Origin of the sequence: Saccharospirillum sp., assembly GCF_039982735.1 — a bacterium.
Taxonomy (GTDB): domain Bacteria; phylum Pseudomonadota; class Gammaproteobacteria; order Pseudomonadales; family Natronospirillaceae; genus Saccharospirillum.
In genome coordinates, this window is record NZ_JBDWXV010000003.1 from 140,593 (window position 1) to 167,171 (window position 26,579).

Here is a 26,579-nt window from a genome sequence, read left to right on the forward strand (position 1 = left end):
GTACAACAACCCATTGTGCAACCTTTATGCCTAACGGGTACCGAGCTCAAAAAAGCATGATCAGTTCTGATTCGCCAACTCACAGGCTTCACGGGCGAGTTGCTCAATGCGATCCCAGTCGCCCTGATTCAGCGCATCGGCCGGCACCACCCAGGAGCCACCAACGCACACCACATTGGGCAGCGCCAGGTACTGGGTAAAGTCGTTCACTGAAATGCCGCCTGTGGGGCAGAATTTCACATCCGGGAAAGGCCCGGCAAAGGCCTTCAGCGCCGAAACACCGCCCGAGGCAGCAGCCGGGAAAAATTTGAAGTGTTCGTAACCCATCTCCAGCCCTTGCATCATTTCCGACACGCTGGCGATGGCCGGCAGAAACGGCATTGACGTTTGCTGGCCGGCTTCGAGCAGGCGCGGGGTTGCGCCGGGGCTGATGGCAAAATCGGCACCGACAGCCTCCAGTTGCTTCAATTGCTCAACCCGGGTCACGGTGCCGGCTCCCACAATGACGCCCTCTACTTTTTTCATCTCGGCAATCACGTCGATCGCGGCGCTGGTGCGCAGCGTCACCTCCAGCACCGTCAGGCCGCCCGCCTTCAGGGCACGTGCCAGTGGCTGGGCGTCTTCTACACGGCTCACCGCCAATACCGGCATCACCGGAAAAGCGCGTTCAAGGATATCCTGGACTTGATAGCTCATATTCTTCTCTCTACGTAAACGTGAGTAACCCTGTCTTGGTGTTGCACACCCGTCAGGCAGTTACTGTATTCAATCGATGATTCAGCACCGCCGCCGACCCGAGCAAACCGGGCTGTCTGGCAACGACAACGTAAGTGGGTATTGGCTGGTTAAAGCCGCTTAAACGCCCTTTGGCCTCGAACCGGGAGCGGAACTGGCTGTTCTGAAAATAAGGCAGAAAACGCGGAACGATGCCGCCGGTGATGTAGACACCGCCCTTGGCTCCCAGCGTCAATGCAACGTCACCGGCATAGCTGCCCAGAATGGCGCAGAAACGGGCCAGGGTCTCTTCGCACAGTGGGTCCGTCTTATCCAGCGCCCGGGTCGAAATATCCGGGGCTTTCAGGCTCTCTGCAGCCACACCTCGCAGATGGCACAGCGCCTGGTAGATGTTCTCGATCCCCATGCCCGATACCAGTCGCTCGATCGACACCCGCTCATACTTGCGAAGCAAAAACTGTAAAATGCCGATCTCAACGTCGTCGGTGGGCGCAAAATGCGCGTGTCCACCTTCGGTCTGCAGGGTTATCGGGCCGGCTTCACCAAAGGCCAGCCCAGCCAGACCCAAACCCGTTCCCGGGCCAGTCACGGCCATTGGCAAACCGGGTGTGGCGTCGCCGCGACCCACCTTGACCAGCTCGTCGCTATCGAGCTGCGGAATCGAGTTGGCCAGGGCGTTGTAATCGTTCACAAACACCAGGGTTTCAAGGCCGAGCGTGGCTTTCAGCTCGCTGACTTTAAATGACCAGGTGTGGTTGGTCATGGTGATCTGGTCCTGGTCGGTCGGGCAGGCAATGGCCATCACCGAATGACACGGCCGTTCGTAATCGGCGGCCGGGCCGGCCAGATAGGCCAGAATGGCATCCGCAATGGTCTCGTATTCAGCCCCGTTCAGCGCGGCGACTGCGACCAGATCCTGTTCAGTCAGCGGTAAGCCGGCCAGCGGATCAAAGTGCTTGATCGGCGCCAACGCAAAGCGCGCGTTGGTGCCGCCAATATCGGCGACCAGTCCATATTCAGTCATTATTCACCTCGGAATCTTCAAACCGGAAGACCGTTGCGCCCTCTTCAGCCGTGCTGACCGCGCTGCGCATATGCCCAAACAGTTCGCGACCGACACCAAACTGATTCGCCTTCAAATCACCAATAACCGGCGCACGCGCCGCAAATTCAGCCGGGTCGACCTGGATGTTCAGCTCACCGGTGTGAGCGTCGAGCTTGATCATGTCGCCGGTTTGTACGCGAGCGAGCGGTCCGCCTTCACTGGCCTCCGGCGACAGATGAATCGCTGCCGGTACCTTGCCGGAAGCACCGCTCATGCGGCCGTCCGTTACCAGGGCCACCTTATAGCCTTTATCCTGCAACACACCCAGGGGCGGGGTTAGCTTGTGCAATTCAGGCATGCCATTGGCTTTTGGCCCCTGGAACCGGACCACGACGATGCAATCCTTGTTCAGATCGCCTGCTTCGAAAGCGGCCTGCAAGTCGTGCTGGCTCTCGAATATCACTGCAGGCGCTTCAATGTGCTGGTGTTCAGCCTTAACGGCAGACACTTTTATTACGCCCGTGCCCAGGTTGCCCTTGATCACATGCAAGCCCCCTTCAGGGCTGAACGGGTTGCTGACCGGGCGAACGACGTCTTCATTAAGCGATTTGCCAGCGCCCGGCTTGAACACAATGTCATCGCCTTCGAGGAATGGCTCTTCGGTGTACTTGCGCAGACCGTTGCCCATGATGGTTTTAACGTCGTCATGCAACAGGCCGCCATCGAGCAATTCACCGATCAGGTAACCGAGGCCCCCGGCGGCGTGAAAATGATTCACGTCAGCCATGCCATTCGGGTACACCTTGGCCAGCGAGGGAACAACGCGAGACAGGTCGGAAAAGTCTTCCCAGGTCAGCACGATGCCAGCAGCCCGTGCCATGGCGATCAGATGAATGGTCAGGTTGGTGGAACCGCCGGTGCTGAGCAGTCCGACCAGGCCATTCACAAAGGCTTTTTCAGTGAGCACTTCATACAGCGGCGTGTATTGACCGTTCTGCTTGGTGATGCGCACCGCCTGCTCTGTGGCTTCGCGGGTCAGCGCATCGCGCATGCTGTTTTCCGGGTTAACAAAACTGCTGCCCGGCAGATGCAGACCCATGAATTCCATCAGCATCTGATTGGTGTTGGCGGTGCCGTAAAAGGTACAGGTGCCAGCGCTGTGATAGGAGTCCGATTCGGCTTGCAACAACGCATCGCGCCCAACCTTGCCCTGGGCGTATTCCTGCCGGACGCGGGCTTTTTCACTGTTGGGTAGACCTGAAGGCATCGGGCCAGCCGGTACAAAGACGGTGGGCAAATAGCCAAAGCGCAACGCGCCCATGACGAGCCCGGGTACGATTTTATCGCACACACCCAGGTACAGTGCCGCGTCGAACATGTTGTGCGACAGACCGATACCCGCCGACATGGCAATGTTGTCGCGGCTGAACAAACTCAGCTCCATTCCCGGCTGACCCTGAGTCACGCCGTCGCACATGGCAGGCGTTCCACCCGCTACCTGGGCGGTACAACCCATGTCGCGAGCCGCCGCTTTGATGATGCCGGGAAAACGCTCATAGGGATGGTGCGCGCTGAGCATGTCATTGTAGGCGGTGACGATGCCAAGGTTGGCGGCGTTCATCATCTTGATGGTGTTTTTTTCCGTTTCCGTGCAGGCGGCAAAGCCGTGCGCCAGGTTGCCACAGCTGAGCTGCTTGCGGTCCGGAATGTTATCGCCCGCGTCCTTCATACGCGCCAGGTATAACTGACGCGAAGCCCGGCTGCGTTCAATAATGCGTTCTGTGACGCGAATCAATTCGGTGTTCATCATTCACTCCTGTTTGGACAGTGACGCCACTGCCGAAGACGCTTACTCGGCCCAGTACACAGACACCGGTGTCTGGTTTTGTTTAAGCACGCTGCGCACCGGAAGGTCGGTAACGGGCCCGTCACCCAGGGCCGTTTCAAGCACCGGTTTCTTACCGGCTCCGGTCAGATGCAACACGATCCAGTCGCTGCGCAGAATGCGTTGCAGCGACAGCGTCATGCGTGGGTGTGGCGCTGTCTTGGGCACCACCGCACAGCAGTCGCTGTGCAGTTCAGTATCGAGGGCTTTTGCCAGCGTATCGGCACCCGGGAAGAAAGACGCGGTGTGTCCGTCTTCTCCCATGCCCAGAATCGATACAGTTAGCCGGTCGGGCAAGGCAGCCAGCGCCTTGTTCAATTCAGACTCGGCTTCAAAGGGCGACTCGGCTGCGGTTTTGTGCGGAATAAAACACGCGGCGGCGGCCTTGTTCTGCAGCAAGTGGGTGCGCACCAGTTTTTCATTGCTGTCGTCGTGGTCAGGCGAGACCCAGCGCTCATCCACCAGGGTAACGGTCACCTTGCTCCAGTCGAGATCCGCCTGGCTCAGTGCCTGAAACAGGGCCACCGGGGTGCGACCGCCCGATACCGCCAGCCCGGCCTCACCCCTGGCTTCAATGTCGGCCTTGAGGCGGGCCAGTATTTCACCGGCCAGGGCGTCGGTCAGGGCATCACGGCTGTCGAAATCGTGTTGTGTCATGGTCATGCTCCGAGCTCCTTAATTGGTTTCGTGCCAGCTGCGGCCATCGCGCGCAACCAGTTCAAAGGCCGCCTGCGGCCCCCAGCTTCCCGCCGGATACACATGCGGATCAACCGTGGCGGTCGCCCAGCTGTCCAGTATGGCATCAGCCCAAACCCAGGCAGCTTCAACTTCATCGCGATGCACAAAGAGAGTCGAGTTGCCGCGAATCACATCGAGAATTAGCCGTTCGTAGGCTTCCGGCACCCGTGAATCAGCGATGCGGTCGGGCAGCGTCAGGTTCAAGGTCACGGGAGTGACTTCCATGCCTTCGCCCAGGCCAGGCAGCTTGTTCATCATGTACAGCTGAATCGATTCTTCCGGCTGTAATCGGATCACCAGCTTGTTCGGGCTCATGTTGGCGGTGCCGGGGAAAATGGAATGCGGCACGTCTTTAAACTGAATCACAATTTCACTGTAGCGAGCGGGCAGGCGCTTGCCGGTGCGCAGATAAAACGGCACGCCGCGCCAGCGCCAGTTGTGAATATCGGCGCGAATGGCAACAAAGGTTTCGGTTTGCGAGTCGGGCACACCCCCCTCTTCTTCCTTGTAGCCCGGTACCTTACGGCCATCCATATTGCCGGCTGTGTACTGGGCCCGCACAGTGTTGCGCCGCACGCGGTCAACCGACATTTTCTTCAGCGACTTAAGAACTTTGAGTTTCTCGGCCCGCACCGCTTCGGCGTCCAGCGAGACCGGCACACCCATGGCCACCAGACTGAGCAATTGCAGCAGGTGGTTCTGAATCATATCGCGCAATGCGCCAGAGTCATCGTAGTAGCCCCAGCGGCCTTCCACACCGACGGTTTCGGCCACGGTGATTTGCACATTGTCGATGTGGGCATTGGTCCAGACCGGTTCGAACAGCGCATTGGCAAAGCGCACAGCGAGCAAGTTCTGCACGGTTTCCTTGCCGAGGTAATGGTCGATGCGATAGATGTTTTTCTCAGGAAACGAACGGGCAACGGCATCATTGATGGTTTTGGACGATTCCAGGCTCTTGCCGATGGGCTTTTCCATCACCACCCGGGTACGGTCGCTGACCAGTCCGGCGGCAGCCAGGTTGTCAGTGATATCGCCAAAGAAGTCGGGCGCGGTCGACATATAGTAAACGGTGTCGTTCTGAGTGAAGGATTTGCCCAACGCTTTCTTTAACAGTTTGAAGCTGTCGAGATTGCGGGCGTCGACGGCGACGTAGTTCAGGCGATCCTTGAACCGTTCCCAGACGGTTTCATCCCAGCAGTCCGGGTCGCCGAACTCGTCGATGCCCTGGCGAACCATCTCGATGTAACCATCGCGGCCGATGTCGGTCCGGGAAGCGCCGATGACCTGAGTGCCCTCGCACAAATAGCCGCCCCGATCGAGGTTGTACAGAGCGGGCAGCAGTTTGCGTATGGCCAGATCGCCATTGCCGCCGAAAATAACGACGTTACAAGGGAAACAGGTCGTGTTGTGTTGCATAGATCACTCCAGGTCAAATGCGGTTCCGGCGGACTGAATGAGCCTGGCTGTTTGGCCGGGCAGGCACGCCGTGTTGTAATTTATTTTCAATTTTACGGCAAATAAAGCCCCATGTCGCCCACATTTGTAATTTTACAACAATGTGATCGGCGACCATAATAGGCGACAATCATGTCGTTTTAAGGTCTGCGGGAAAAGATAGTCACACAGCGCGCTTTCGCCAGCGGGTTGAATTCCCTACAATCGCGAACACTCAACCCGGGGGTTGGCGCGTTTGCAGCACCCCATGCAATCAACCAAGGATTGTCAGTCCATGTCTGTGAACATTCTGGAGCGTCTCAAGTCCAACCCCAGCTGCCTGAGCAAAAGTGAGCGCAAGGTGGCCAACGTCATCCTTGAGGATCCGAACAAGGCGATTCGCTCCAGTATTGCCAGCCTGGCTAAAGCGGCCAATGTATCCGAACCCACCGTCAACCGCTTCTGCCGCAGCCTAGATTGCACTGGCTTCCCCGATTTCAAGCTGAAACTGGCCCAGTGCCTGGCCACTGGCACGCCCTACGTGAACCGCAATGTAGAATCGAGCGACAACGTCGAGGAATACAGCAGCAAGATATTTGAGGCGACGATGAGCGCCATCAGCGACGCCAAGCGCTCCATCGACCCCAATGCGCTGAGCCGCACGGTAGACGCCCTGGCCCAGGCGCGGCGCATTGAAATATACGGCCTCGGCGCTTCCGGTAGTGTCGCCATGGACGCTCAGCACAAGCTGTTTCGCCTTAACACACCCTGCGTTGCCTATATTGATGTCCTGCAACAGCGCATGGCGGCCGCGGCCACCAAGCCCGGTGATGTGGTCATCATCATCTCCAATACCGGCCGTACCATAGCGCTGGTCGAGACCGCTCGCATTGCCCGGGAGTCCGGCGCGACTGTGATCACCATCACCCAGCCGCACACGCCCCTGTCGGAAGAAAGCCATATTCTGCTCGGCGTCGACAGCCCGGAAAACACCGACATCTACACCCCCATGACCTCGCGCATCGTGCATCTGACCATCATTGATGTGCTCGCCACCGGCGTCATCCTCAAGCACGGCCCTGAGTTCCAAAGCCACCTGAAGCGCATCAAGGCCGCCCTGGCCGATACCCGATTTAAATCCCCCGACAGCGAATAACGGCCAACCTGCAACAAACCGCCTTGTAGCAGGCCTGAACCCTCAGGTCTGTCGCTGCGTATCAACGCTTTAAACACGCCTAAAGATGTAATAAAACTACAAATAGCTGTGAAATCTGTCCTGAAGCTGGCAGAATGCGCCCGTTTTGTTGTATAACTATGAAAGTTAGCTACACCGCAACTCGCCCACTAGACTGGGTAACCACACCCACTGGCGAGGCTAACCGGGGTACGGTGCCGTCACGGCAGGGCTAACAATACAGACAATGAATTTCACCAGCCGCCTGCGGGCGGCTGATCTGGCCAGACGCCCCGGTGACACCGGGTTGCGGCCAGACGAACTTATTCAAAACAATCCGGCGGTGGTTCGAAAACCGCCTCATTAACGCTAAGGAGCACACCATGTCCAAGATCCGCGTTGCTATTAATGGTTATGGCCGCATTGGCCGCAATGTCTTGCGCGCCTTGTATGAAGCCAACCAGGCTGGCAAGGACTACCCGATCGAGATCGTTGCCATCAACGACCTGGGTGATTCCAAAACCAACGCTCACCTGACCAAGTACGACACCGTTCACGGTCGCTTTGGTTTCGAGGTTACTTCCGACAACGAAGCGCTGTACGTTAACGGCGACAAGATCAGCATTTTCTCCGAGCGCAACCCGGCCGACCTGCCCTGGGGCAAGCTGAACGTGGATGTGGTATACGAGTGCACCGGCCTGTTCGTCGACAAGGCCAGTGCCAGCAAGCACATCGCCGCCGGCGCCAAGAAAGTCATCATCTCGGCACCGGGCAAGGAAGTGGACGCTACCGTGGTTTTCGGCGTCAACGACAGCATTCTGACCAGCGACATGACGGTCATTTCCAACGCCTCATGCACCACCAACTGCCTGGCGCCTGTTGCCAAGGTATTGAGTGACGCCGTTGGCATTGAAAGCGGTCTGATGACCACGATTCACTCCTACACCAACGACCAGCGCCTGAGCGATGTCTATCACTCAGACCTGTACCGCGCCCGCGCCGCTGCGCTGAACATGATCCCGACCAAGACCGGCGCAGCCGCTTTGGTAGGCAAGATTGTTCCGGCACTGGAAGGCAAGTTCGACGGCATGGCCGTGCGTGTTCCGACCGCCAACGTATCGCTGGTTGACCTGACCTTCACCGCTAGCAAGGACGTCACTGCCGAGGGCATCAACAAGGCTATCTCCGACGCCATTGCTGCCGACAAGAACCTGGCCAAGGTCCTCGACGTCAATGTAGAACCGCTGGTGTCTTCCGACTATAACCACAACAGCTTCAGCTCGATCTTTGACGCAACTCAAACCCGCGTTCAGGGTCGTCTGGTCAAGGTTATGTCCTGGTATGACAACGAATGGGGCTTCTCCAACCGCATGCTGGACAGCACTGTTGCCCTGATGAACGCCAAGTAAGTCCCCCAGAAAAGCCCGGTTGACCCGGGCTTTTCTGCGAGTAAAGATCTGAGTGTCACAGCCAGACCCGACAACAAGAGATCAGAGATACCATGAGACGTACCAAAATCGTCACCACCCTGGGCCCTGCCACCGATCGTGAGGGTGTGCTTGAAAAGCTCATTCTCGCCGGCGCCAACGTCGTTCGCCTGAACTTTTCACATGGCAGCCCGGAAGATCATCAGCGTCGTGCCGATGAGGTCCTAGCCATTGCGAAAAAGCACGGACTTCACGTTGGCATACTCGGCGACCTGCAAGGCCCGAAAATCCGCATTGCCCGTTTCAAGGACACCAAAGTTCTGCTCGAAGACGGCCAATCATTTATTCTCGATGTCGATTTCGACAAGAACGCCGGTGATGCTACCCGGGTTGGCATCGATTACCCGGAACTGGCCGCCGACAGCAAACCCGGCGACATCTACTTGCTGGATGATGGCCGGGTTAAGGTTCAGGTCGATAAAGTGGAAGGCAACGCCGTTCACACTACCGTGACCCAGGGCGGCCCGCTGTCGAATAATAAAGGCATCAACAAGCTGGGCGGTGGCTTGTCGGCGAAGGCGCTGACCGAGAAAGACAAGGCAGACATCAAGACCGCAGCGGCCATTGGCGTCGACTACATCGCTGTCTCTTTCCCGCGTAACGCCGAAGACATGAATGAAGCGCGTCAGCTGCTGGCCGAAGCCGGTTCAACCGCCGAGATCGTGGCGAAACTGGAACGCGCAGAGGCAGTGCTGGACCACGACAACCTCGATCGCATCATCCTCGCGTCCGATGTCGTGATGGTGGCGCGTGGCGACCTGGGCGTTGAAATTGGCGACCCGGCGCTGATCAGCGTGCAGAAACACATCATCAAGCGGGCTCGCACCCTGGACCGCGTTGTGATCACCGCCACCCAGATGATGGAGTCGATGATCGACAACCCGTTCCCGACCCGGGCGGAAGTGTTCGATGTGGCGAACGCGGTACTGGACGGCACCGATGCCGTGATGTGTTCCGCTGAAACCGCCGCCGGCGACTACCCGGTGGAAACCGTGAAGGCGATGAACGACGTCTGTCTGGGTGCCGAGAAGCACCCACTGACGACTCAGTCGCGCCACCGGGTGAACACAGAGTTCCACCGCATCGATGAAGCCATTGCGATGTCAGTGATGTACACCGCCAACCACCTGAAAGGTGTGAAAGCCATTGTCTGCATGACCGAGTCGGGCTCGACGCCGCGCTGGATGTCTCGCATCAGCTCCGGCATGCCGATCTACGCCATGACCCGCCAAGAGCTGACGCAGCGCAAATGCGCGCTGTACCGGGGTGTGGAAGCCATCGCCTTTGATGTCTCTGCCGGACCGATCGAGCAAGTCAACAAGCGCGCGGTCGATGAACTCAAGCAACGTGGCATTGTCAAGGACGGTGATCTGGTGCTGCTCAGCTATGGCGATCACCAGGGTGTGCATGGTGGCACCAATACTCTTAAGATTGTCAGCGTTGGGAATATCCTGTAAAAAGGGCGGCCACGATCGCGATGACCATCTAAAGCGACAATCCAAAACGGCAGCCCTGTGGCTGCCGTTTGTTGTTTCAGGGTTAGCAAAAAGCGAAATTTCGCCAGAATGCGAAATCACGCTAACCCTGGCCACAGACTGTTAATAGTAGGCTAGAGTTAAACCACTGTTTTCAAACGGGCGGGTGCTTATCACACCGGCTCGCAACTTGTGAATCTACTCTGATGATTCAACCCATAGGGGAAGAGGTCTGAACTTTATGGAACACGATATCGATCCGATTGAAACGCAGGAATGGCTTGATGCCCTGGCATCGGTTATGCGCGAAGAAGGCAATGACCGCGCGCAGTTCCTGCTCAAGCGTTTGTCCGACAACATCACCAAGGGCGGTCCGGATGTTCCCTTTGCGCTGAACACACCGTTCCGCAACACCATTACCCTGGACGAAGAACCCAAGTACCCGGGCGACAACGACATGGAGCGTAAGATTCGCGCCATGATTCGCTGGAACGCCGTGGCCATGGTGATTCGTGCCAACAAGAGCGGTGATGAACTGGGCGGCCACATTTCCAGCTTTCAGTCCTCGGCCACTCTGTACGACATGGGTTTCAACCATTTCTGGCGCGCCCCGACCGATACCCACCCGGGTGACATGGTTTATTTCCAGGGCCACATTTCGCCGGGCATTTATGCACGGTCATTCGTTGAAGGCCGGCTGTCGGAAGAGCAGCTCGACAACTTCCGCCGTGAAGTCGACGGCAAGGGTCTTTCTTCCTACCCGCACCCCTGGCTGATGCCCGATTACTGGCAGTTCCCGACCGTTTCCATGGGTCTTGGCCCGATTCAGGCGATTTACCAGGCGCACGTCATGCGTTATCTGGAAAACCGTGGCGAAATCGACAAGGGCGGCAAGGTTTGGGCTTTCCTCGGCGATGGCGAAACCGACGAGCCGGAATCACTGGGTGCCATTTCACTGGCCGGTCGCGAACACCTCGACAACCTCAACTTCGTCATTAACTGCAACCTGCAGCGCCTCGATGGGCCGGTTCGCGGTAACGGCAAGATCATCCAGGAACTGGAAGGCATGTTCCGCGGTGCCGGCTGGAACGTCATCAAGGTGGTCTGGGGGCGTCAGTGGGATAAGCTGTTTGCCAAAGACAGCAAGGGCCTGTTGCAAAAGCGCATGGACGAAGTCGTCGATGGCGAACTGCAAGCGTTCAAATCGCACGGTGGTGCCTACACCCGAGAGCATTTCTTCGGCAAATATCCGGAACTGGCCGAGATGGTCAAGGACATGAGCGACGAAGACATCTACCGCATGAACCGCGGTGGTCACGACCCGTACAAGGTTTACTCGGCGTTTGACCGCGCGGTGAATGACAACAACGGCCAGCCGACTGTTATTCTGGCGCACACCGTTAAGGGTTATGGCATTGAAGCTGGCGAAGGCAAGAACGCTACACACTCTCTGAAAAAGTTGAGCGTTGACGATCTGAAAACCTTCCGCGACCGCTGTGGTGTGCCGATCTCCGATGAAGAGTTGGAAGCAGGCAAGATTCCGTTCTACCGCCCGGACGAAAACAGCCCGGAAATGCAGTACATTCGCAAGCACCGTAATGACCTGGGCGGCTACATTCCAATGCGTCGCCAGACCGCCAAAGAGCAGTTGAAGGTACCGTCGCTGGAATCGTTCGAAGCGCTGACCAAAGACAGCGGTGATCGTGAAATCTCGACCACCATGACTTTTGTGCGCTTGATTTCAACGCTGATGAAAGACAAGAACATCGGCGACCGCATCGTGCCGATCGTTCCGGACGAGGCCCGTACCTTCGGTATGGAAGGTCTGTTCCGTCAGTTCGGTATCTATTCACCCAATGGCCAGCTGTACATCCCTCAGGATAAAGGCCAGGTGATGTGGTACAAGGAAGACGTTAAGGGTCAGATCCTGCAGGAAGGCATCAACGAAAGTGGCGCCTTCAGCTCCTGGCTGGCGGCCGCAACGGCTTACAGCACCTACAACCGCCAGCTGATTCCGTTCTACATCTATTATTCGATGTTCGGTTTCCAGCGCGTGGGCGATTTGTCCTGGGCCGCCGGTGACCTCCAGGCACGTGGCTTCCTGATAGGTGCCACCTCGGGCCGCACCACCCTGAACGGCGAAGGCCTGCAGCACCAGGATGGCCACAGCCACGTTTTGGCCGGTACCATTCCAAACTGCGTCACCTACGACTGCACCTACGGCTACGAGCTGGTCACCATCGTGCAGGAAGGTATGAAGCGCATGGTTGAAGACCAGGAAAACGTCTTTTACTACATCACCACGCTGAACGAGAACTACCACAACCCGGGTCTCGATGAGGCCATGGTCGATGGCATCAAGCGCGGCATGTACCTGCTTGAAGATGGCGTCAAGAAAGGCAAAAAGGCGGTTCAGTTGTTTGGTTCCGGCTCTATCCTGCAGGAAGTGCGGGCCGCTGCCACCCTGCTGCGCGACGACTTCGGCGTGCAAGCCGACGTCTGGGCCGTCACCAGCTATAACGAACTTACCCGTGATGGCCTGAACACCGACCGCGACAACCTGCTGAACCCGGAACGCGACAAGAAGAAGTCGTACGTGACCGAAATGCTGGAAAGCCGTCGTGGTCCTGTCATTGCTGCAAGTGACTACATGAAAAACTACGCCAACCAGATCCGTAAGTGGGTTCCGCACAGCTACCACGTGCTGGGTACCGACGGCTTTGGCCGCAGTGACTCGCGCCAGAAATTGCGTCACTTCTTTGAAGTCGACCGTTACTGGATCGTTGTCGCCGCTCTGAACGCCCTCGCGGAAGAAGGCACTGTTGATGCGAAAGACGTCACCAAGGCGCTGAAACAGTTCAACCTCGACCCCAACAAACCCAACCCGGCGCTGTCTTGATCGGGTACAGGATACGAGCGGATTTAGGAGTCATACATGGCAACTGAAATCATTAAGGTTCCCGATCTGGGAATGGACGAGGCCTCGGTTATTGAGGTCAGCGTCAAAGCCGGGGATACCGTCAGCGAAGACGATACCCTGATTGTGCTGGAGTCGGACAAGGCCTCCATGGATGTCCCGTCGCCCAAAGCCGGGAAAGTCACCCAGGTGAAAGTCAAGGAAGGTGACAGCCTCAAAGAAGGCGACGAAATTCTGTACCTGGAAATTGAAGGCGATTCCGACAGCGACGACAGCTCAGCGTCTGATAAAAAATCCGACGAGAAAGCTGACAAGCCGTCTGCAGAAAAGGCCGAAAAACCGGCCAAGAAAGAAGCCTCCAAAAGCGGTGGCGAGGTCGTCTCCGTCAAGGTGCCGGACATCGGCATGGACGAAGCCGGCGTTATTGAAATCAACGTCAAGGTCGGCGACACCATCGAGGTCGACGACCCCATCGTGGTGCTCGAATCCGACAAGGCGAGCATGGAAGTGCCTTCTGACGTCGCCGGTGAAGTGGTCTCGATCAAGATAAAGGAAGGCGACCAGGTTAAAGAAGGCAGCGTTCTGGTAGAAGTGAAGTCGGCGGGCGGCGGTGCTGAATCGTCGGCGGATGACAGCCAGGAAAGCGACGACAACGCCAAACAAGCGGGCGCGCCAGCGTCATCCGGTGGCGGCAAAGACAGTGTAATCACCGTCAACACGCCGGACCTTGGCGATGCATCGGAAGTGGATGTTATCGAAGTCTCGGTTAAGCCCGGCGACACCCTGGCCATCGACGACCCCATGGTGGTTCTGGAAACCGACAAGGCCAGCATGGAAGTACCTGCCCTGGAAGCCGGTGAAGTGGTTGAAGTGTTGGTCAAGACCGGCGACAAGGTCAGTGAAGGTACACCCCTGCTGAAACTGAAGGTCAGCGGCGGTGAAGCGTCTTCTGCCAAGTCTGACGACAAGCCAGCCAAGTCTAGCGCCCCGGCACCCAAAGCCGCCGCTGAAGAACAACCAGCGACTCTGGCAATGGCCCACGATGACGCCCCGGTGGGTCCGTCCAAGACTGTGCATGCCGGCCCTGCGGTGCGTAAGCTGGCCCGTGAATTTGGCGTCGACCTGGCGCTGGTGCCTGGCTCTGGCCCGAAAGGCCGCATCGTAAAAGACGACGTAGCCGCCTGGGTCAAAAAGCGTGTTCAGGAACCTGCCCAGGTTGCTGGCGGTGCTGGAATTCCGAGCGTGCCGGATCAGGACTTCAGCAAGTTTGGTGACGTAGAGGTGAAAGACCTGACGCGGATTCAGCAGATAACCGCCCAGAACATGGCGCGTAACTGGCTGAACATTCCGCATGTAACTCAGTTCGACGAAGCCGATGTGACCGATACGGAGGCGTTCCGCCAGTCGCTGAAAGGTGAAATGGAGAAGCGTGGCATCAAGATCAGCCCGCTGGCGTTCATTGTTAAGGCCTGTGCTTCGGCCTTGCTGGAGTTCCCGAACTTCAACGTCTCGCTGATGGCTGACGGCAAGCGCATCGTACAGAAGCACTATGTGCACATCGGTATCGCAGTCGACACGCCTAACGGCCTGATTGTTCCGGTGATTCGCGATGCCGACAAGAAGTCGATCTGGCAGATTGCCGATGAGATCATCGACTACGCCAAGCGCGGTCGGGATGGCAAGGTGAAGTCTGACGAGATGCGCGGTGGTTCATTTACCGTCTCCAGTCTCGGCGGTCTCGGCGGTACGGCGTTCACGCCCATTGTGAACGCACCGGAAGTGGCGATCCTCGGTGTCTCCAAGAACCAGGTGAAACCACACTGGACCGGCAAGGAATTCGTGCCGCGCACCTTCACGCCACTGTCGTTGTCCTACGATCACCGGGCCGTGAACGGGGCCGATGCGGCCAAGTTCGCGACCTACCTGACCGAGGTCCTGAGCGACATTCGCAGACTGGTGCTGTAAAAAGCCCCTTATAGCGATTCAATCAACCCGGCCCAGGCCGGGTTTTTTTATGTCAAATTCAGGAGTTCGGGTTGGCTGGGCAGCAATAGCCCGCAACGGGTGCCGGATGAGCCCTTGTGGGGTCGGGCGGAATGCCGCCCACTCAACCCTTCCATGGGGCCTAGACCGCAACATCCATGTTGCGGACTTCCCCACAAGGGCTCATCCGGCACCCGCCGCTCGTTTCTCCTGCGAACTACAAACTTGAGTTAATTGACTTCCAGCACCTGAATCCGCACATCGAGTGTCAGTTGCAACCGGGTCAACTCGGAAGCTCTGGCCAGACCTTCAGCGGGTGCCCGGTATAGATGCGGTGTCATCACTAGCAGGTCCGAAATGTTTGATCCGCTCTCCAGCACAATCGTTTCGCGAACGGTCTCCCGGCTCACCTCCTGAAACGATTCGGGCACAGCGCGCTCCCCAGCAGGTCGCTCGGTGACGCTGGGGTAAATGATGTCCCGCAGTTCACGCAAATGGTCTGGCCCCGGGTCGACCATGATCAGCCGTCCTCCTGGCTTCAATACCCGGGCAAACTCGTCGAATACGGGGAAACCAAACACACAAAGCACCCGGTCGAGGCTGCTGTCGGGTACCGGTATGTGGGCATTTGTGCCCACCACCCAGGTGGATGCCGGGTACTGTTTGGCGGCCGACAGCACGGCCCATTTGGAAACATCCAGCCCTATCACCTGCATATTGATACCATCCGGCACAGCCTGGCCAAGCTGTCGCAGGTAATAGCCCTCGCCACAGCCAGCATCCAAACAAGCGGCCTCAGCGGGCAACCCCGGCAGCACAGCTTTATTGAGCGCGTCGGCAATAGGCTGGTAATGCCCTGCGTTGAGAAACCGTTGCCGGGCGGCCACCATGGTTTTGCTGTCGCCGGGGTCTTTCGACCGTTTATTCTGAACCGGTAACAAATGCACGTAGCCCTGGCGGGCAATATCGAAGCTATGCCCCTGCGGGCACTGCCAGGCATTATTCTGGCGGGTCAGTGGCTGGCCATCCAATGGGCAGGCAAGACGGTCAAAAGTGGTAACAGGCATGATCAGTATTGGCCGGGAATGTGACGCCATTGTACCGAAAAAGACCAACCAGGCACGGCTCGTCCTATCACTAAACTCTCAGCTAATAGCTCGCAGCTCGCAGCAGTCCCCTCTCATGCGACTAAAGTCTGGCTTTTCAATGGACACTGCAATTATGCACCATAGCGTTGGGTATTCTTAAGAACACCGCGCACTCTCTAGCTCGTTCAACAACAATAAGACGGAGAACACATCATGAGTGATGAAAAATCCCCAGCGGCGCAGTATTGGTCGGCTAACCTGAGATTGATTCTGGGTTGCCTGATCGTCTGGGCTTTTGTGTCCTACGGTTGCGCCATTCTGTTTCGTCCGTTACTGGCCGGAATTCAATTCGGTGGCACCGACCTCGGCTTCTGGTTTGCTCAACAGGGTTCAATTCTCAGCTTTATCGGTCTGATCTTCTTCTACGCCTGGAAGATGAACAAACTCGATAAGAAATTCGACCTCGGGGAGTAAGGCAGATGAGTCAATTTGCAATTAACCTGATCTTTGTTGGCGGCTCCTTTGCGCTTTATATCGGTATCGCGATATGGGCCCGGGCATCCTCTACCAAAGAATTCTACGTCGCCGGTGGCGGCATCAACCCGGTGACCAACGGCATGGCAACAGCGGCCGACTGGATGTCGGCTGCTTCGTTCATCTCCATGGCGGGCCTGATTTCCGCTGGTGGTTACGCCAATTCAACCTTCCTGATGGGTTGGACGGGTGGCTATGTATTGTTGGCCATGCTGCTGGCACCCTACCTGCGCAAGTTCGGCAAGTTCACAGTGCCTGACTTCATTGGCGACCGTTTCTACAGCAGCAAGGCGCGTCTGGTCGCCGTTGTCTGCCTGATCGTGGCGTCGGTAACCTACGTAATCGGTCAGATGACCGGTGCCGGTGTTGCCTTCTCACGCTTCCTGGAAGTAAGCAGTACAGCAGGTATCTGGATTGCGGCGGTCATTGTGTTCTTCTACGCGGTATTCGGCGGCATGAAAGGCATTACCTATACTCAGGTAGCCCAGTATGTCGTGCTGATCATCGCCTACACCATTCCGGCGATCTTTATTTCACTGCAATTGACTGGCAACCCGATTCCGATGTTCGGTCTGTTCAGCGAGCATACTGACTCCGGCATGCCGTTGCTGGCCAAACTGGATGAAGTGGTACGTGAACTGGGCTTCCGGGACTACACCGCAGACGTGTCCAACAAGCTGAACATGGTGCTGTTTACCCTGTCACTGATGATCGGTACTGCAGGTCTGCCCCACGTAATCATCCGCTTCTTCACCGTACCCAAGGTGGCTGACGCACGCTGGTCTGCCGGCTGGGCACTGGTGTTCATCGCCCTGCTGTACCTGACAGCCCCTGCCGTTGCTTCAATGGCTCGTCTGAACCTGCTGACCACCGTCTTCCCGGATGGTGCCGAAGCCCCTGCGCTGGCCTATGACGAGCGGCCGCAGTGGATTCGCAGCTGGGAAGAAACCGGTCTGGTGAACTTCGACGACAAGAACAACGACGGTCGCATCCAGTTCTACAATGCCGTACCTTCCTTTGAAGACACCGCAGAATCTCGTGGCTGGGCAGGCAATGAACTGACCGTTAACAACGACATCCTGGTACTGGCCAACCCTGAAATCGCCAACCTGCCAGGCTGGGTTATCGGTTTGATTGCAGCGGGCGGTATCGCGGCGGCTCTGTCGACAGCAGCAGGCTTGTTGCTGGCCATTTCCTCGGCCATCAGTCACGATTTGATCAAGAAAACCCTCAAACCAGACATCAGTGAAAAAGGTGAAATGCTCGCTGCCCGTATCTCCATGGGCGGTGCCATTCTGCTGGCAACCTATCTGGGCCTTAATCCACCCGGGTTCGCGGCGCAGACGGTCGCTCTGGCCTTTGGTATTGCGGCTGCCTCGATCTTCCCGGCGATCATGATGGGTATTTTCTCGACCCGCATGAACGACAAGGGTGCGATCGCCGGTATGCTGGCGGGTCTGTTGTCCACGCTGCTGTACATCTTCACCTACCTCGGCTGGTTCTTCATTCCAGACACCAACATGCTGGCCAACACGGCTGACAACTGGCTGTTTGGTATTTCACCACTGTCCTTCGGGGCTGTCGGTGCTATGATCAACTTCGGCGTTGCCTTCATCGTATCCAACGCGACCGATGCACCACCGAAAGAAATTCAGGAGCTGGTTGAAAGCGTTCGCTATCCGAAAGGCGCTGGCGCAGCGAGTCACCTCAGTCACTGATTGATCCGGTGTACTGCCGCCGACTCTCGCTCCCGGAAGTCGGCACAGGTACACTGACAGGACCACAGTTTCTCTCACGGGCTTCCACTTGGAGGCCCGTTTTATTTCAGGGTTAACCTTTCATGTTATGGCATTTAATCGCAATTGCAGTATCGGGCCTGGGTGCCGCTGGCATTGGCCTTTTCCTACGTTTTCTCAGCCGAAAGAAATTACCCCGATGGATCATCCCGGTCTTTGCCGGTGCGGGCATGCTGGCTTATCAGATCAACTTTGAGTACAGCTGGTTCGATTTGAAACAGACGCAGCTCCCCGAGGGTTCCGTGGTGGTTTCAACCGAATCCCCCAACCAGGTCTGGCGGCCCTGGACCATGGTTTACCCCATGATCAATGCCTTTACCGTGCTTGATGTGAACAACATGATTCACCGCGAACAGGAAGGCGACACCATTGCCCGCTTCGTGATGTATCGCTTTGAAAAACAACACATCGATCAGGTGACCTACCAAACCTATCTGCTCAATTGCACCACAACCGAGCTGGTACCCATGACTGAGGCCGGAGAGGCCCAGGTCAATGACATTCGCACACTTGAGCAAGACAGCACCATCATGACTGAAGTCTGCCAGGCACTTTGAGATTGGGCGCTGAAGGTGGCATTCTTGCAACGCCATTCATCAGGGGAACGTCATGCAAATAGCAGTCTATTGCGGCTCAAAAAGTGGTCATAGCCCGGAATACATCGACCTGGCCACCAACCTGGGCCAACAAATGGCCCGTCGACAGCATGACCTGATATACGGTGGCGCCAACATTGGTCTGATGGGCGCGGTGGCCGATGCCGTATTGGCCGGTGGCCGACAGGTGCTGGGCGTGATGCCCAAAGCACTGGTCGACCGGGAAGTCGCCCACCCGGGCATCACTGAATTGCAGGTCGTCGACACCATGCATGAACGCAAGGCCGGCATGGCCGAGCCGGCCGATGCCTTTGTCGCACTGCCTGGCGGGCCAGGCACCATGGAAGAGCTTTTTGAAGTCTGGACCTGGCGGATGCTGGGCTACCACCACAAGCCAGTGGCCATCCTGAATTACAACGGTTACTACGACCCGCTGCTCACCATGATCACCCGAATGACCGACCAGGGCTTCGCCTGGGCCGACCTCACGACCACACTGATCATCGAATCAACGGTCGACAGCCTGCTGACTACTCTGGAAAGCCAGGTCCGGCCGCAATGAACATCGCCTTTTTCATGCGCGCCTACACCGGTTTGCTGGGTGTGGCCGCCACAGTAGCCATTCTCGCTCTGTTGAACGGGTCAGAACCAGCGCCCTGGTGGGGGGTTCTGCTGGCGGTTGCGCCCATGGCCCTGCATTTCACGCTGCGCGTCACCCTAACCGGTCGGCCGCGCAAACGCTGGCTGATGCCGCAGCAAGTCTTCACCATTGGCGGCCTGGGGCTGACCATGAACCCGGATGCCGTCGAGCAACCTTCAATACTGGCCTCGGGGCTGGCCGCTGCACTGGTGGTCATGCTGTACATCTATGTGCTGAAGGTCTGGCGGAAGGGGGTGGAGCAAGACAACGGGGACGCCGATACATCGGGCGACCCCTGATTTACAGAGCCAAGTTTTACCTCAACAACAACAACGGCTTGTTCGACTTCAACAACACCTTGGCGGTCAGACTGCCCAGCACCAGCTCGCGCAATCGGGTATGGCTGTAAGCCCCCATCAGGGTCAGATCGATATCGTGCTCGGCCTGGTAGTTCACCAGCGCTTCACTCGGTTTACCGTCCAGGGTCACCGCAGTAACGTTGTGACCCGCTGCCTGCAATACCTCCGTTGCCCTATGCTGCAGGGTATTTGAGTTAGCCGGGTCTTCCCCTACGGTGACAAGATGCACCGGAATGCCTTTGAACAGAGGGCTTTGCGCCAGCATGTCGAGTGCCTTGCTGGAGGCATCGCTGCCATCGTAGGCCAGCATGACTTTCTCGGGCACCGTAAATTCAGTGTTTACCACCAGAATGGGTCGGTGCAGAGCGCGTATCGTGGCTTCCAGATGAGCGCCCAGGTGCGTGGCGTCCTGCTCGTGCTCTTCGCCACGAATACCCAGCACCAGAACGCGAATGTCTTCTTCCATCTCGATCAGGGATTCTGTCAGGCTGCCGTGGCGCTGTTTGGTCGACGCTTCGGTACCGCCCTGCCCGATCCGCTCTTTGGCGGCCGCCAGCATCAGCTTGCCTTGCTCCATCATTAGCCGGTTACGTTGTTCTTCGACCTCGGTCAATTCCTGCAGCAGGGTATCGCGGCTACCCAGCCCAATGGCACCGGACAAATCAGCCGTAGAGGCACCCACCGGGTGCTCCAGGTTGTGCAATAACTGCAAGGGTGCATCCGTGCGCTGGCTGATCCAGGCAGCATAGTCACAGACCGACTGGCTGTATTTGGAACCGTCAATGCAGGCCAGTATTTTATTGTCTTTATTAAACATCAGTGACCTCCTAACACTTTGTCGATCTCTTCGGGTTTATCGTGCACCCCAAAGCGGTCAACGATGGTTTCACTGGCTTCGTTCAGACCAATGACTTCAACCTGTGCCCCTTCACGGCGGAACTTGATCACCGCCTTGTCGAGTGCGCCCACGGCGGTAATGTCCCAGAAATGAGCACGGGTCAGGTCAATAACAACATGATCGACGGCTTCTTTGAAGTCGAATGACGCCAAAAACTTCTCGGATGACGTAAAGAAGACCTGGCCGATGACGCTGTAGCGGCGGGTATCGGTCTGTTCATCCAGCTCACTGGTGACATACATAAAGTGCCCCACCTTGTTGGCAAAGAACAATGCCGCCAGCAGCACGCCCGCAAAGACGCCGTAGGCCAGGTTATGTGTCCAGACCACAACGATAACGGTAACGACCATCACAATATTGGTCGACAGCGGGTACGTCTTAAGGTCTTTGAACGAGCCCCAGTTAAAGGTACCGATAGAGACCATGATCATCACCGCCACCAGGGCGGCCATCGGTATCTGCGACACCCAGGGGTTCAGAAAGACCACCATGATCAGCAGCACGACGCCGGCAATCAGCGTCGACAAACGCCCACGACCGCCCGATTTAACGTTGATGACCGACTGTCCGATCATGGCGCAACCGGCCATGCCACCCATCAGGCCAGAACCGATGTTGGCAACGCCCTGGGCCTTGCACTCGCGGTTCTTGTCACTGGGGGTGTCGGTCAGATCATCGACAATGGTCGCTGTCATCAGAGATTCGAGAATCCCGACCATGGCCAGCGCAAACGCATATGGGAAAATGATTTTCAGGGTTTCGAGGTTCAGCGGTACATCGGGCCACAAGAACATCGGCAGGGTATCCGGCAACTCGCCCAGATCGCCCACGGTTCTGATATCAAGCCCCATCACCATACTCACGCCCGTCAGTACAACAATGGTCACCAGCGGCGAGGGAATGGTTTTATTGATCAGCGGAAACAGGTAAATGATGCCCAGGCCTGCTACCGTCATCGCATAGACGTGCCAGGTGACATTGGTCAACTCCGGCAATTGCGCCATAAAGATCAGGATCGCCAGGGCATTCACAAAGCCCGTGACCACTGAGCGCGATACAAATCGCATCAGCTCGCCCATGCGCAAATAGCCAATCACAATCTGCAGAACACCGGTCAGCAGCGTTGCCGCCAGCAAATATTCGAGCCCATGCTCTTTCACCAGCGTCACCATCAGCAAAGCCATGGCGCCCGTCGCAGCAGAAATCATTCCCGGCCGGCCGCCGGTAAAGGCAACGACAACCGCGATACAGAAAGAGGCATACAAACCGACTTTGGGGTCAACGCCTGCGATAATGGAAAAGGCGATGGCTTCGGGGATCAACGCGAGAGCAACAACCAAACCGGCGAGCACATCGCCACGAACATTCCCGAACCAATCTTTCCGGGTAGAAGATAACAACATAGGGACCTCAGAGGGTACGAGTTAACGATTAAGTGCCGCGTATCGGCGAGCCATACAGGATGCGTGCCCTGGATGAACACAGTAAGTCAGACATAGGCGTCTGCAGAGATGGGATGGTGCGCTAGGGTGGCGTAATAGTCACGATGGTGCTGCAGGCTCAGTCGGTAAAGGGACGCGCATGATAGCGGCTGGGGGGCAGATAACAACCCCTGGTTACCCTAGTTCCGGAGATCGGCTCACCTCATTGGAGCTGGCCCGCACCGGATACCGGGTAGGCCTCTGTGGGGTCGGCGTTAATCCATCCATGGAGCCTGGGCCGCAGCATCCGTGCTGCGGACTACCCCGCAGAGGCCTACCCGGCACCCGGTGCTAGTCTCCTGAGCCAACTCCGAAACTTGTGCTAGTAACCTTTGACACACTCTAGCAGGCACAAAAAAGCCCCGACTGTGAAGAAACACAAACAAGGCAAACAATTTTTAGAACAGGGGTTAAATGTATTGTTGGCAGCCAATAAAGTGCCGGATACCGGGTGTGCCTATCCGGGGAAGTCCGCAGCAGGGATGCTGCGGTCTAGGCCCCATGGATGGGTTCACGCCGACCCCGGATAGGCACACCCGGTGTCTGGCACGAACTCACGGCAACCAGTTAAACTGACCTCCGAATTGCCTCAGAAGAATCCCATGGGGTTGACGTCGTAGCTGACCAGCAGGTTCTTGGTCTGTTGGTAGTGATCCAGCATCATTTTGTGGTTTTCGCGGCCGACACCGGATTTCTTGTAGCCACCGAAGGCCGCGTGTGCCGGGTAATGGTGGTAGCAGTTGGTCCAGACGCGGCCGGCTTCGATGCCCCGGCCCATGCGGTAGGCCCGATTCATATCCCGTGTCCACAAACCGGCGCCCAGGCCGAACTCGGTGTCGTTGGCAATTTCCAGAGCCTCGGCTTCATCTTTAAAGGTGGTGACCGACACGACCGGGCCAAAGATTTCCTCCTGGAAAACGCGCATCTTGTTGTGGCCTTTGATCAGCGTTGGCTGAATGTAGAAGCCGGACTCGTACTTGCCTTCTGTAGTGCCCAGCTGGTCTCCGCCCAGCAGGAACTCAGCACCCTCTTCCCGGCCGATGGCAAAATAGCCCATGATCTTGTCGAATTGCTCCTGTGATGCCTGAGCGCCGACCATCACCTCGGTATCCAGTGGGTTACCGCGTTTGATCTGGTTGGTACGCTCAATCACTTTTTTCATGAACTCATCGTAAATGGATTCATGCACCAGCAGGCGGGAGGGGCAAGTGCAGACTTCCCCCTGGTTAAAGAACGCCAGCACCACCCCTTCAATGCACTTGCTCAGATAGCTGTCTTCATGTTGCATCACATCTTCGAAGAAAATGTTGGGTGATTTGCCACCGAGTTCGACGGTAGAGGGAATGATATTCTCTGCAGCGCATTTGAGAATGTGCGAGCCGACTGGCGTGGAGCCGGTAAACGCAATCTTGGCGATGCGCTTGCTGGTCGCCAGCGCCTGGCCCGCTTCCGCGCCGTAGCCATTAACCACGTTCAAGACACCGGCTGGCAGCAGATCTTCAATCAGTTCAACGAATTTCAGAATGGACCAGGGTGTCTGCTCTGCCGGCTTTAACACGATGCAGTTGCCGCTGGCCAGTGCCGGGGCCAGTTTCCAGGCGGCCATCAACAGCGGAAAATTCCAGGGAATGATTTGCCCGACGACGCCGAGCGGTTCGTGAAAATGATAGGCAACGGTGTGCCCGTCAATTTCACCGATGGAGCCTTCCTGTGCACGAATTGCCCCGGCAAAATACCGAAAGTGGTCCACCGCCAGTGGTACATCGGCATTCAGCGTCTCACGGACTGCCTTGCCGTTATCCCAGGTTTCAGCGATGGCGATCATCTCCAGATTTTGTTCGAGCCGGTCGGCAATCTTTAACAAGAGGTTGGAGCGCGCTGTGACCGACATGGACCCCCAGGCCGCTTTGGCCGCATGGGCAGCATCGAGTGCCAGATCAATGTCTTCGGCGCTGGAGCGCGGAATCTGGCAAAAAATATCGCCGGTCACCGGCGACACATTATCAAAGTACTGGCCTTTAACGGGTTCGACCCATTGTCCGCCAATAAAGTTGCCATAGCGGGTTTTTACGGAGACGGGGGAATCGGGCTGGCCAGGGTGCGAATAGAGCATGGTTGTTACCTCTTGCTGTTGTTGTTTTGGGTGAATCCATAAGGGCTATCGCAACGGCCGTGCCAGCGCTTGCATTGATGCCTGGAAGGGGCTAAAACAAAGGAGCTGAACAGCAAGGTGAATCAGACCTGCAAGGCTTGCCAGCCGGGGCTTAGCGTCACTCGGTACATCCCCGGAAAGCCAGTATTCACGGGCCACTCAGCACGCACATCACCACAAGAATAAAAACTCAAACGCCGGTCGGGTATCGGCGATCACCCGAACAGGGTGTTGCAGGGTGCATCAGGTGTTGCAAAATGCCACACCCGGGAGATCACAGATGGCTTCTACGACCCACCCCAGTGCTGAGGCACTGGCCGCCGCCAGGCATCAGTTTTTTGAACAGCGCCAGACGCCCGGTTCACTGATATCTCCACTGATCGAGCGTTCCTGGCAGCGCAGCCTCAAAGCGGGCCTGACACCGGAGCACTGCAGCCGCGAAGCACGGCTGTCGCAACCCGAATTTCGCGACATTCGCGAACGCAACCACACCCTGCTCGACATCGCCCGTCCGCAACTGGAAAGCCTGTTCGAGCAAATTCAGGACACCCAGTGCGCCGTCTTACTGGCGGACCAGACGGGCACCATCCTCCATGGCGTGGGCGATGCGGGCTTTGTACCGGAAGCTCGGCGCGTAGAATTGATGCCAGGCGGTGTCTGGAGTGAAGGCGCGCGGGGCACCAATGCCATTGGCACCGCTGCCAGCGAAGGGCGTTCGGTAGTTGTGCATGGCCAGGAGCATTTTCTCGATCAGAACGGCTTTTTAACCTGTGCGGCCGTACCGGTGTTTGACCCCAGTGGACAGGTGATCGGTGTGCTCGATATTTCCAGCGATGCGCGGCATTCCCAGCGCCACACCATGGCTCTGGTCAATCTGGCGGTATCGATGATTGAGAACAGCCTGCTCGAACGCACTTGCGAGCGGGCTCATTTAATGTACCTGCACCCTCACGCCCATCTACTGGGTGGTTTGTACGAGGGTATTCTGGCCTACGACGATAGCGGCCACATCATTGGCGCCAATCGCTGGGCGCGGCAGCACCTGAATTTACCTGACCGCAGCGAGCACCCCCTCAATCTGCACAACCTGTTTCCGAGACTGACCGAGCCCGAAGCCCATGCCAGCCTGGTGACTCACAGTGGCCAGACCTTGCATGCCCGACACAAAGCCTACAGAACCCCGTCGAGCCCGACTAGAACAGCGCCGGCTCCGCGTCCAACCCCAGTATCCGATCCGCTGGCAGCGCTGGAGAGTACCGACCCGGGCATCGACAAACTGATCAGACAGGCAAGACGCATCGTCGGCCAGGGCATTCCCATCCTGCTGCAAGGCGAAACCGGGGTCGGCAAGGATGTCTGGGCCAGAGCACTCCACCAGGCTGGTCCCCGCAACGGCGCCATGGTAGCGGTCAACTGCGCCGCCATTCCCGAAAGCCTGATCGAAGCCGAGCTATTTGGCTACCGCCCGGGGGCATTTACCGGGGCCGACAAAGCAGGCTCCCGTGGCCGGATATTGGAAGCCGACAAAGGCACGCTGTTTCTCGATGAAATCGGCGATATGCCGACAGCCCTGCAACCGCGTTTGCTGCGCGTACTGCAGGAGCGGCAAGTGATCCCGGTCGGTGGCGGCCAGCCCATTCCGGTCGACTTCGACCTAATCTGCGCCACCCACACCCATCTGCGTGAAGCCGTCGACCAGGGGCTGTTTCGGCAGGACCTGTATTACCGGATCAATGGCCTGACACTGAACCTGCCACCCTTGCGTGAACGGGAAGACATCAGAAGCCTGATCGACAGGGTTATGGCTGAACTCGGCGGTGGCACACTAAGCCCGGCCAGTTGCACTCTGCTGGAAAACCACCCCTGGCCCGGCAACTTGCGACAGCTCCATTCCGTGCTCAGAACCGCCCGCATCCTGTGCGACCCGGACCAACCCATTGAACCCGAACACCTGTCAGCCGATTTTCTGGCCGAAGCCCGGACGGCAGCGCCAGCAGAAGGCACTGGTCCTGCCCTCGCTGACTGGGAACGGCAAGCCATCAGCACGGCACTGGAAAACAGTCAGGGGAACGTTTCAGCAGCGGCCCGTGAATTGAATATTGACCGCACTACCCTGCACCGCAAGTTGAAACACCTGAGTGGGCACAGCCAGTAGGGTC

At 57.4% G+C, this 26,579-nt stretch carries 20 protein-coding genes; 11 read left to right on the top strand and 9 right to left on the bottom strand.

Annotation, left to right across the window (positions count from 1 at the left end):
* Window positions 1-60: 60 nt before the first annotated feature.
* From ABJT94_RS02035 to zwf, 5 genes are read right to left on the bottom strand one after another with little or no spacing between them, the layout of a single operon-like run.
* Complete coding sequence (locus ABJT94_RS02035) at window positions 61-696, bottom strand: bifunctional 4-hydroxy-2-oxoglutarate aldolase/2-dehydro-3-deoxy-phosphogluconate aldolase (RefSeq protein WP_348476022.1); 636 nt, start codon at window positions 694-696, stop codon at window positions 61-63.
* A 52-nt stretch (window positions 697-748) separates the two neighbouring features.
* Entirely contained in the window at window positions 749-1,759 is a 1,011-nt protein-coding gene (gene glk, locus ABJT94_RS02040; RefSeq protein ID WP_348476023.1) for a glucokinase, read from the bottom strand.
* Complete coding sequence (edd, locus tag ABJT94_RS02045) at window positions 1,752-3,587, bottom strand: phosphogluconate dehydratase (RefSeq protein ID WP_348476040.1); 1,836 nt, start codon at window positions 3,585-3,587, stop codon at window positions 1,752-1,754. Before edd ends, glk begins: the two co-directional genes overlap by 8 nt.
* A 42-nt stretch (window positions 3,588-3,629) precedes the next feature.
* Entirely contained in the window at window positions 3,630-4,328 is a 699-nt protein-coding gene (pgl, locus tag ABJT94_RS02050; RefSeq protein WP_348476024.1) for a 6-phosphogluconolactonase, read from the bottom strand.
* A 12-nt stretch (window positions 4,329-4,340) separates the two neighbouring features.
* Window positions 4,341-5,822: a glucose-6-phosphate dehydrogenase gene (zwf, locus tag ABJT94_RS02055; protein WP_348476025.1), complete on the bottom strand. Its 1,482-nt coding sequence runs from the start codon at window positions 5,820-5,822 to the stop codon at window positions 4,341-4,343.
* 313 nt (window positions 5,823-6,135) lie between these two features.
* On the opposite strand from zwf, the gene hexR reads away from it, so the two are divergent.
* From hexR to aceF, 5 genes are all read left to right on the top strand, one after another.
* Window positions 6,136-6,996, top strand: a complete 861-nt coding sequence (hexR, locus tag ABJT94_RS02060; protein ID WP_028670392.1) for a transcriptional regulator HexR — start codon at window positions 6,136-6,138, stop codon at window positions 6,994-6,996.
* Window positions 6,997-7,397: 401 nt separating this feature from the next.
* Complete coding sequence (gene gap, locus ABJT94_RS02065) at window positions 7,398-8,423, top strand: type I glyceraldehyde-3-phosphate dehydrogenase (RefSeq protein ID WP_213677280.1); 1,026 nt, start codon at window positions 7,398-7,400, stop codon at window positions 8,421-8,423.
* A 92-nt stretch (window positions 8,424-8,515) separates the two neighbouring features.
* Complete coding sequence (gene pyk / locus ABJT94_RS02070) at window positions 8,516-9,958, top strand: pyruvate kinase (protein ID WP_348476026.1); 1,443 nt, start codon at window positions 8,516-8,518, stop codon at window positions 9,956-9,958.
* A gap of 259 nt (window positions 9,959-10,217) precedes the next feature.
* Window positions 10,218-12,875: a pyruvate dehydrogenase (acetyl-transferring), homodimeric type gene (gene aceE / locus ABJT94_RS02075; RefSeq protein ID WP_348476027.1), complete on the top strand. Its 2,658-nt coding sequence runs from the start codon at window positions 10,218-10,220 to the stop codon at window positions 12,873-12,875.
* Between the two features lie 36 nt (window positions 12,876-12,911).
* Window positions 12,912-14,858 carry a pyruvate dehydrogenase complex dihydrolipoyllysine-residue acetyltransferase gene (gene aceF / locus ABJT94_RS02080; protein ID WP_348476028.1) on the top strand — a complete coding sequence of 649 codons (1,947 nt, stop codon included), beginning with the start codon at window positions 12,912-12,914 and terminating at the stop codon, window positions 14,856-14,858.
* A gap of 248 nt (window positions 14,859-15,106) precedes the next feature.
* Here the strand turns inward: aceF and ABJT94_RS02085 are convergent, their stop codons facing one another.
* Window positions 15,107-15,943 (bottom strand): putative RNA methyltransferase, encoded by an 837-nt coding sequence (locus ABJT94_RS02085; RefSeq protein ID WP_348476029.1) that lies wholly within the window; start codon window positions 15,941-15,943, stop codon window positions 15,107-15,109.
* A 234-nt stretch (window positions 15,944-16,177) separates the two neighbouring features.
* Here ABJT94_RS02085 and ABJT94_RS02090 point away from each other — a divergent pair, with 234 nt between their 5' ends.
* The 5 genes from ABJT94_RS02090 (at window position 16,178) to ABJT94_RS02110 (ending at window position 19,829) form a co-directional block, all read left to right on the top strand.
* On the top strand, window positions 16,178-16,438 hold the full coding sequence (locus tag ABJT94_RS02090; RefSeq protein ID WP_028670398.1) for a DUF4212 domain-containing protein: 261 nt from the start codon (window positions 16,178-16,180) through the stop codon (window positions 16,436-16,438).
* 5 nt (window positions 16,439-16,443) lie between these two features.
* Window positions 16,444-18,216, top strand: coding sequence for a sodium:solute symporter family protein (locus ABJT94_RS02095; RefSeq protein ID WP_348476030.1), 1,773 nt, complete (start codon window positions 16,444-16,446; stop codon window positions 18,214-18,216).
* A 122-nt stretch (window positions 18,217-18,338) separates the two neighbouring features.
* A complete protein-coding gene (locus ABJT94_RS02100; protein WP_348476032.1) occupies window positions 18,339-18,851 on the top strand; it encodes a hypothetical protein in 513 nt (170 codons plus the stop codon).
* 52 nt (window positions 18,852-18,903) lie between these two features.
* Complete coding sequence (locus ABJT94_RS02105; RefSeq protein ID WP_348476033.1) at window positions 18,904-19,452, top strand: TIGR00730 family Rossman fold protein; 549 nt, start codon at window positions 18,904-18,906, stop codon at window positions 19,450-19,452.
* The gene (locus ABJT94_RS02110; protein ID WP_348476034.1) at window positions 19,449-19,829 is read left to right on the top strand and encodes a hypothetical protein; all 381 of its coding nucleotides are present in this window, start codon (window positions 19,449-19,451) and stop codon (window positions 19,827-19,829) included. Before ABJT94_RS02105 ends, ABJT94_RS02110 begins: the two co-directional genes overlap by 4 nt.
* A gap of 16 nt (window positions 19,830-19,845) precedes the next feature.
* On the opposite strand, the gene ABJT94_RS02115 is transcribed toward ABJT94_RS02110, so the two are convergent.
* The 3 genes from ABJT94_RS02115 to ABJT94_RS02125 form a co-directional block, all read right to left on the bottom strand.
* Window positions 19,846-20,706, bottom strand: a complete 861-nt coding sequence (locus ABJT94_RS02115; protein WP_348476035.1) for a universal stress protein — start codon at window positions 20,704-20,706, stop codon at window positions 19,846-19,848.
* The gene (locus tag ABJT94_RS02120) at window positions 20,706-22,190 is read right to left on the bottom strand and encodes a SulP family inorganic anion transporter (protein WP_348476036.1); all 1,485 of its coding nucleotides are present in this window, start codon (window positions 22,188-22,190) and stop codon (window positions 20,706-20,708) included. The genes ABJT94_RS02115 and ABJT94_RS02120 overlap by 1 nt, the downstream gene beginning before the upstream one ends.
* A gap of 667 nt (window positions 22,191-22,857) precedes the next feature.
* The gene (locus ABJT94_RS02125; protein WP_348477410.1) at window positions 22,858-24,381 is read right to left on the bottom strand and encodes an aldehyde dehydrogenase family protein; all 1,524 of its coding nucleotides are present in this window, start codon (window positions 24,379-24,381) and stop codon (window positions 22,858-22,860) included.
* A 319-nt stretch (window positions 24,382-24,700) separates the two neighbouring features.
* Between ABJT94_RS02125 and ABJT94_RS02130 the strand changes: the two genes are divergently transcribed.
* Window positions 24,701-26,575 carry a sigma-54-dependent Fis family transcriptional regulator gene (locus ABJT94_RS02130; protein ID WP_348477411.1) on the top strand — a complete coding sequence of 625 codons (1,875 nt, stop codon included), beginning with the start codon at window positions 24,701-24,703 and terminating at the stop codon, window positions 26,573-26,575.
* The last annotated feature ends 4 nt before the right edge of the window (window positions 26,576-26,579 follow it).